Source organism: Rhodoferax sp. TS-BS-61-7, from assembly GCF_002943465.1.
Taxonomy (GTDB): domain Bacteria; phylum Pseudomonadota; class Gammaproteobacteria; order Burkholderiales; family Burkholderiaceae_C; genus Allorhodoferax.
On record NZ_PTQY01000014.1, the window covers coordinates 1 to 6,814 of the forward strand.

Here is a 6,814-nt window from a genome sequence, read left to right on the forward strand (position 1 = left end):
TTTCCAGCGCTCCCACATCAGGGCCTTCTGACTGTCTGTGTAGTAAGTCCGAGTCCGATATTTCATCTGCAACACTCCTTCTGTTCATACAGAATCTAAGGTGTTGCATCGACCGGTTGAATCCAAGCTCTGAAGCAGCGGTCCCCGTGTCCATGCGTTTCTCCGCCGAGCGGACGCCCCATAGCATTGCAGAGCAGGCACCCAAGGGGCATGTCGCCTCTGCCCATCGGATTAGGCTGGTTTTTAAGCCTTTTGGGCCTCTAACCCGCGCAGAATATGCGCAAACAGCTATCGAATAAGTAGCAATTAAAGCGTTTTCGCAACACGCGCCTTACCACCTATTCCCCTTCCCCCGCGTAAACAGCGTCACCAGCAGCGGTAGCAGCGCCAGCGTAAACAGGGTGCACAGGCAGGCCACCCAGAACGGGTAGCCGTCGGGGTTGCCCAGGGCGAAGTACTTGAGTGCTACGTAGCCCAAGGTCAGCGCCATCAGCAGGCTGACGCCGGGCAAGAAGATGCGGAGCAGGAACGTGGCGCCGAAGGCCGCTACGCCTGCCATGGGGCGGCCTAGTGCGTACCAGAGGGTGGCCCACAAGAAATAGCCCAGGATGAACAGCATGACACAGGCCCCCAGCCACAGGCCCACGCTGCGGGGGCTGAGTTCGGTGGCATGGTTGTCCCCCGGCGCGTACACCACCGTGAGCCGGCTACCTTCACGCGGCACGTCGGTGGACGACACCGAGTTGGACAATTCCAGCGTCTCCCCATCGGGCCCGGTAAAGCGCACCTGGGCGGTGTGCATCAGGCGTTGGCCGCGCACGGTGCGGCCGTTGGAGTCTTTTTCTTCGTAGTCGCGCAATTCGGAGGTGTGGCCCACCACGGTGGCGCTGTAGCTGGGTTTGGTGGCCAGGCCGTACAGCGCCTGGCCGGTCCAGTAGGTGAAGGGCACGAACAAGGCGAGCAAGGCAAAGATGATGACGACGAGCAACGCGCTGCCGCCCTTTTTGCCGCCTTGGCTGCGCTGCGACGCACGCCGCCCCAGCCAGACTGCGGCAGCGAGGAAGGTCGCGCTGCTGGCCAGAAAGACGATGCCGGCGGAGGTCAGCTGCATGGCTGCGCCCGATCTGGCCGGACGGTGGGGGACGGGGTGGCTGCGTTCATGGAGCGCCATTCTAGGCACCCCGCCAGCAGCGTCAGACTGCGGGTTCGGTAGCCAGGCCGGCAGCCTGCCAGGCGGCAATGCCGCCGTCCAGGTAGCGGGCATTCAGGCCCATCACGCGCAGCACGGTGGTCAGCCCCTGGCCAATCTCGTGGCCGTGCGCGCAGTACACCACCACTGGCAGGTCCTTAGGGACCTGGTCTTTCCAATCGAGCCACTGGGCCGGGTTGTTCCACTGGGCGTGGGCAATCTGGGTGCCGTCTTGTTGGCGCGCACTGTCGCGTCGCACGTCCAGCAGCGTGAAGGCTTGCCCCTGTGCTTGCAGTTGGGCGAGTTCGGTGGCGGTGATGGCGTTCATGGGGTTCTCCTAGCGAATGAATGACAACAACAAACCCAGCAGTGCGCAAGTCGCAATGACGTGCACCACCTTGCGCTGGTAACGGAACAGGGCGATGGCGGCGCCCAGCGCAATGAGGGCGGCCACCACGTCAAATGCGCCGGCAAAACCTTGGGGCCACAACACGTGGTAGCCAAAGAACAGCGTGAGGTTGACGATCACGCCCACCACGGCGGCGGTGATGCCGGTCAGCGGCGCGGTGAACTTCACGTCGTTGTGCGTGCTCTCCACCAGCGGGCCACCAGCCAGAATGAAGATGAAGGACGGCAGAAAGGTGAACCAGGTGACCAGGGCGGCGGCGATGGCACCGGCCAGAAACAGCTGGTCTGGCCCCAGCACGGCTTTGGCATAACCCCCCACAAACGCCACAAAGGCCACCACCATGATCAGCGGCCCCGGCGTGGTCTCGCCCAACGCCAGGCCGTCAATCATCTGCGTGGGGGTGAGCCAACCGTAGTGGCCCACCGCACCCTGGTACACATAAGGCAGCACCGCATAGGCCCCGCCAAAGGTGAGCAAAGCTGCCTTGGTGAAGAACCAACCCATCTGCGTGAAGGTGTGGCTCCAGCCCAGGCCCCAGGTCAACGCGCCCATGGGCAGCGCCCACAACACGGCACCCACCAGCACCACCGTGGCCAGGCGGCCCCAGTGGAAGCGGGCGTGTGCTGGTGTGGGGGTGTGGTCGTCAATTAGCGCCGCGCCAAAATGCTTGGCTGCTGCACCATGCCCGCCCGTGCTGTTGAACAGGGCGGGCGCCCAGCGCCCACCGGCATACCCCAGCAGGGCCGCGCCCAGCACGATGAGCGGAAAGGGCACTTGCAGCGCGAAGATGGCCACAAACGAGGCCGCGGCAATACCCCACAGGGCCTTGTTTTTGAGCGAACGTGAGCCGATGCGGTGCGCCGCCTGCAGCACGATGGCCGTCACCGCGGGCTTGATGCCGTAGAACATGCCGGCCACCCAGCCCACGTCGCCAAACGCGATGTAAACCCAGGACAGGCCCACCAGGATGAACAGCGAGGGCAGCACAAACAGCGCGCCCGCCACCACGCCACCCCAGGTGCGGTGCATGAGCCAGCCAATGTAGGTGGCGAGCTGCTGCGCCTCGGGGCCGGGTAGCAGCATGCAGTAGTTCAGCGCATGCAAAAAGCGCTTTTCCGAAATCCAGTGCCGCCGCTCCACCAGCTCGGTGTGCATGATGGCAATTTGCCCGGCGGGCCCGCCAAAGCTCACAAAGCCCAGCTTGAGCCAGAAGGCAAAGGCTTGCCAGAAGCTGATGGGTGGCGGGGCCTCGGTCGGGCTCAGGGTGTCATGTGGCATGGGATGGCGCGATGTCATGGGGTGGGTTCAAAGTGGTGGAGCAGGGCGTCCAACACGGCGCTGGCGGCTTGTAGCAGTTGGTCGTCGTCGGCGATGCTGGCGCGCAGGCCGGCCAGCACCGCCTCCACACCGCTGGCCTCGGGCGGCTGCACGCCACCCGCATCCAGAAAGTGCACCAGCGCGCCCAGGCGCTGCAGGGCCGGGCTCTCCAGCGCAAAGCTGGCCAGCAACACCTCAAAGGTCACGCGGCCTTCCACATGGCTGAAGGTGGCGCCATCAAAGTCAAAACCCAGCGCATCCGCCGGGCAGTCTTGCGGCTGCGCCAACCACAGCAGGCGGGCCTGCGGGTCAATTTCGCGGCGGATCAGCCAGGCGCTGGCCAGCCGGTCCACCCAGGGGCGGGCCCGCGTGGCCCAGGTGCGGCCCTGGTAGTGCGCGCGCTGCAGCAGGGCAATGCGGCCAGCCACGGCTTGCGGCTCGTCGGGTGCGGCGGCGCGGGCAATGGCGGCTTCCAGCGCCTGCAGCGCGGCTTCCACCTGGCGTTGCGCCTCGGCCGGGAAAAAATCAGTCTCGGCCACCTGGGCAAAGGCCTTGCGCACCTTGCGGCACAGGCGCGTGGCCTCGGCCCGGTCACCGCTGGCCAGCAGGGCCTGGATGGGGGGCAGATCGGCCAGCAGCGCGGCAAAGTCGGCGCTGCGGTCAAACAGGGGGGGAAAGCTGGCGTTGGCCGGCTCCTGCACCGCCATCACATAGGCGCTGCCACCGCCGGCCACCACATCGGCCGCGACCGACTCCAGCAGGCTGCGGCAGGCGGGGAGCTCGGGCATCAGGTACACACCGTCTTTGAGCACGGCCGCCCCGCTGGCCTTGAGCGCACGCCAGGCGCGCATGCGGGCGGTAGCGTTTTCGGTGGGCAGGCTGGTGATGAGGGTGATCCATGACATTTGTAGATTATTCTTCAAATATGTAAATTAATCTACATATTTGTTTTGAGAGAACATTTAGGCATCCAAAAGGCCTGCAGGGCACAGAGGGTTTGCGCAAGCAGCTATTCTTTTTGTAGTTACCAGGAGTTTTTTCCATGCCATCTGCAACCGCTTTGTCCGCCTTCCCCATCACCACCAAATGGCCCGCCCAGCACCCGGACCGCCTGCAGCTCTATTCGTTGCCCACGCCCAATGGCGTGAAGGTGAGCATTGCGCTGGAAGAGCTGGGCCTGGCCTACGAACCGCACCTGGTGAGCTTCCAGACCAATGACCAGCTCACGCCCGAATTCATCTCGCTCAACCCCAACAACAAGATCCCCGCCATCATTGACCCCAACGGCCCCGGCGGTCAGCCGCTGGCGCTGTTCGAGTCCGGTGCCATCCTGATCTACCTGGCCGAGAAAACCGGCCAGCTCATGTCGCAAGACCTGGCCCAGCGGTACGAGACCATCCAATGGGTGATGTTCCAAATGGGTGGCATTGGCCCCATGTTTGGGCAACTGGGCTTCTTCCACAAATTTGCCGGCAAAGACTTTGAAGACAAGCGCCCGCGCGACCGCTACGTGGCCGAGAGCAAACGCCTGCTGGGTGTGCTGGACAAACACCTGGCCGGCCGCGACTGGGTGATGGGCGACAGTTACACGATTGCCGACATCGCCATCTTCCCTTGGGTGCGCAACCTGGTGGGTTTTTATGGTGCGGGTGACCTGGTCGGGTTTGCCGACTTCCCTGAAGTGGCGCGGGTGCTGGCGGCCTTTGTGGCGCGGCCGGCGGTGGAGCGTGGCCTGGTGATTCCGGCCTGATCCGTTTCAGGCATCATTGCCATGCAGGGAGGCGGTGGGCACACCCACCGGGCTGCAGAAAGGTTGCCGTGAATTCTTCAGACGCAGAGACATCTGACGCATCCAGTTTTTCCATCGCCAGACAACACATCGTTGACGCGGACAAGTCCATCGTCGGCTACGAGCTGTTTAATCGCACGCAGGGCGACCGGGCGCACACCCTGGCCAGTGATGTGTCGCTGGTGCTCAACGTCATGGCGCAGAGCGGCAGCAAGCTGGTCAACGGCCAGGCCGATCTTTTCATCAATGCCACGCATGAGAGCCTGACGGGCTCGCACTGGGACTTTTTGGTGCCCCAGCGCACCATCATCGAGGTGCCGCCCTACCCAGGCCACGAAACGGCCGGCATCGAGGAGGCCCGCCTCAAGATGATGACGCTGCGCAAACGCGGCTTTCGGCTGGCCTTCAACCACACGGTGGTGGCACCGATCTACAAGTCTTGGCAGGGTATTGCCGACTTTGTGAAGGTGGACGTGCGCGCCATCGATCCCGCCAAACTCAAGGCGCTGGTGGATGCCATCCACAGCCGTACTGGTGCCATTGCCGTGGCTGAGAAGGTAGAGAGCGCGGCGCAGTTCGAGGTGTTTCGCGATATCGGGTTTCACTTCTTTCAGGGCTACTGGTTCTCGCGGCCGGAGGTGCTCAAGTCGCAGGTGATCAGTCCCAGCCAGGCCAGTGCGGCCCACCTGTTCAACAAGCTGCGCAGCGAGGCGGATGTGGACGAGATCGAGCTCGCCATCAAGAAGGACGCGGCGCTGGGCTACAACCTGCTGCGCCTGATCAATTCCGCCGGCCTGGGCCTGCGCACCAAGATCACCTCCATCCGCCAGGCGGTGATGCTGCTGGGCAACGAACGCCTGCAGCGCTGGGCCGCCATGCTGATGACCGCAGGGGTGGACGGCAAGCCCAGCCTGGCCGGCAACATGGCGGTGGTGCGCGCCAAGATGATGGAACTGCTGGGTGCAAAAACATTGTCGCCCGAAGAGCAGGAGGAGGCTTTCCTCATCGGCCTGTTCTCCCTGTTGGACCGCATGCTGGGCTGTACGCTGGCCGATGCCCTGTCGATGCTGGGGCTGGACGGCGCCATTACCGAGGCGCTGCTCAAGGGCACAGGCAAATACATGGACTTGCTGGCCATGGCCATTGCCTGCGAAATGGAAGACGCCACCATTTTTTCAGAGGCCGCCCAACGGCTGGAGCTGTCCTACCGCGAGATCAATGTGGCCCAAATGGAGGCCATCGTCTGGGCAGACGCGGTGTACCAGTAGGGCGCCTCGCGCGGACCTTGCTTGCATGTCGAATATGCCTGAAAGTTTCGTGGATATTGCGTAAGCAGCTCCTGAATCAATAGCATCTAGAGTACATCTTCAATCATCCACAAAAGCCTCTTCGCGCTTGGCCTTGATGGAAGGCATGAGCACGACGACAAGCAGCAGAATGGCCGCGGCGAGCAAGCCCGCGGAGAGAGGCCGGGTGACAAACACACTCCAGTCACCCCGTGAGAGCAAGAGAGCCCGGCGCAGATACTCCTCCATCATCGGCCCCAGAATGAACCCGAGCAGCAAGGGAGCAGGTTCGGTACCCAGCTTGATGAAGATGTAGCCAATGATGCCGAACAGCGCCACCATCCAGATATCCCAGGTGTTGTTGTTGGTCGAATACACCCCAATCGCACAGAACAGCACGATGGAGGGGAAGAGCCAGCGGTAAGGCACGGTCAAGAGCTTGATCCAGATGCCAATGAGCGGCAGGTTCAGCACAATCAGCATCAGGTTGCCAATCCACATCGAGGCAATCAGGCCCCAGAACAGCTCGGGGTTGGCCGTCATCACCTGGGGGCCGGGCTGGATGTTGTGGATGGTCATGGCCCCCACCATCAGCGCCATCACCGCATTGGGCGGAATCCCCAGGGTCAAGAGCGGAATGAAAGACGTTTGGGAGCCGGCATTGTTGGCCGCCTCAGGCGCTGCCACACCGCGGATATTGCCCTTGCCAAACGGCACTTCACCGGGGTTGAGCTTGGTCTTCTTCTCGATGGTGTAGGCCGCAAAGGCTGCCATCACCGCACCGCCACCGGGCAAGATACCCAAGAGTGAACCCAGGGCGGTAC

At 63.1% G+C, this 6,814-nt stretch carries 7 protein-coding genes; 2 read left to right on the plus strand and 5 right to left on the minus strand.

The features are described from left to right. Positions 1-331: 331 nt before the first annotated feature. The 4 genes from C5F53_RS19980 to C5F53_RS19995 all read right to left on the minus strand — a co-directional run bounded on the left by C5F53_RS19980 (position 332) and on the right by C5F53_RS19995 (position 3,820). Positions 332-1,111: a DUF3592 domain-containing protein gene (locus C5F53_RS19980; RefSeq protein WP_146097406.1), complete on the minus strand. Its 780-nt coding sequence runs from the start codon at positions 1,109-1,111 to the stop codon at positions 332-334. 82 nt (positions 1,112-1,193) lie between these two features. Next, the gene (locus C5F53_RS19985; RefSeq protein ID WP_105263178.1) at positions 1,194-1,517 is read right to left on the minus strand and encodes a rhodanese-like domain-containing protein; all 324 of its coding nucleotides are present in this window, start codon (positions 1,515-1,517) and stop codon (positions 1,194-1,196) included. Positions 1,518-1,526: 9 nt separating this feature from the next. Beyond that, on the minus strand, positions 1,527-2,876 hold the full coding sequence (chrA, locus tag C5F53_RS19990) for a chromate efflux transporter (RefSeq protein WP_105263182.1): 1,350 nt from the start codon (positions 2,874-2,876) through the stop codon (positions 1,527-1,529). Between the two features lie 14 nt (positions 2,877-2,890). Next, positions 2,891-3,820, minus strand: coding sequence for a chromate resistance protein ChrB domain-containing protein (locus tag C5F53_RS19995; protein WP_105263179.1), 930 nt, complete (start codon positions 3,818-3,820; stop codon positions 2,891-2,893). Between the two features lie 137 nt (positions 3,821-3,957). On the opposite strand from C5F53_RS19995, the gene C5F53_RS20000 reads away from it, so the two are divergent. Both C5F53_RS20000 and C5F53_RS20005 read left to right on the plus strand, forming a co-directional pair. After that, the gene (locus C5F53_RS20000; RefSeq protein WP_105263180.1) at positions 3,958-4,665 is read left to right on the plus strand and encodes a glutathione S-transferase N-terminal domain-containing protein; all 708 of its coding nucleotides are present in this window, start codon (positions 3,958-3,960) and stop codon (positions 4,663-4,665) included. Positions 4,666-4,733: 68 nt separating this feature from the next. Beyond that, complete coding sequence (locus C5F53_RS20005) at positions 4,734-5,972, plus strand: EAL and HDOD domain-containing protein (protein WP_105263181.1); 1,239 nt, start codon at positions 4,734-4,736, stop codon at positions 5,970-5,972. Between the two features lie 99 nt (positions 5,973-6,071). On the opposite strand, the gene C5F53_RS20010 is transcribed toward C5F53_RS20005, so the two are convergent. Then, on the minus strand, positions 6,072-6,814 hold a 743-nt coding region (locus C5F53_RS20010; RefSeq protein WP_201740904.1), incomplete at its 5' end, for a tripartite tricarboxylate transporter permease.

What these genes read in the sequence shown, in the direction of transcription:
- C5F53_RS19980 (WP_146097406.1), bottom strand. Translation starts at nt 1,111, where the DNA reads ATGCAGCTGACCTCCGCCGGCATCGTCTTTCTGGCCAGCAGCGCGACC.
- C5F53_RS19985 (WP_105263178.1), bottom strand. Translation starts at nt 1,517, where the DNA reads ATGAACGCCATCACCGCCACCGAACTCGCCCAACTGCAAGCACAGGGG.
- chrA (WP_105263182.1), bottom strand. Translation starts at nt 2,876, where the DNA reads ATGCCACATGACACCCTGAGCCCGACCGAGGCCCCGCCACCCATCAGC.
- C5F53_RS19995 (WP_105263179.1), bottom strand. Translation starts at nt 3,820, where the DNA reads ATGTCATGGATCACCCTCATCACCAGCCTGCCCACCGAAAACGCTACC.
- C5F53_RS20000 (WP_105263180.1), top strand. Translation starts at nt 3,958, where the DNA reads ATGCCATCTGCAACCGCTTTGTCCGCCTTCCCCATCACCACCAAATGG.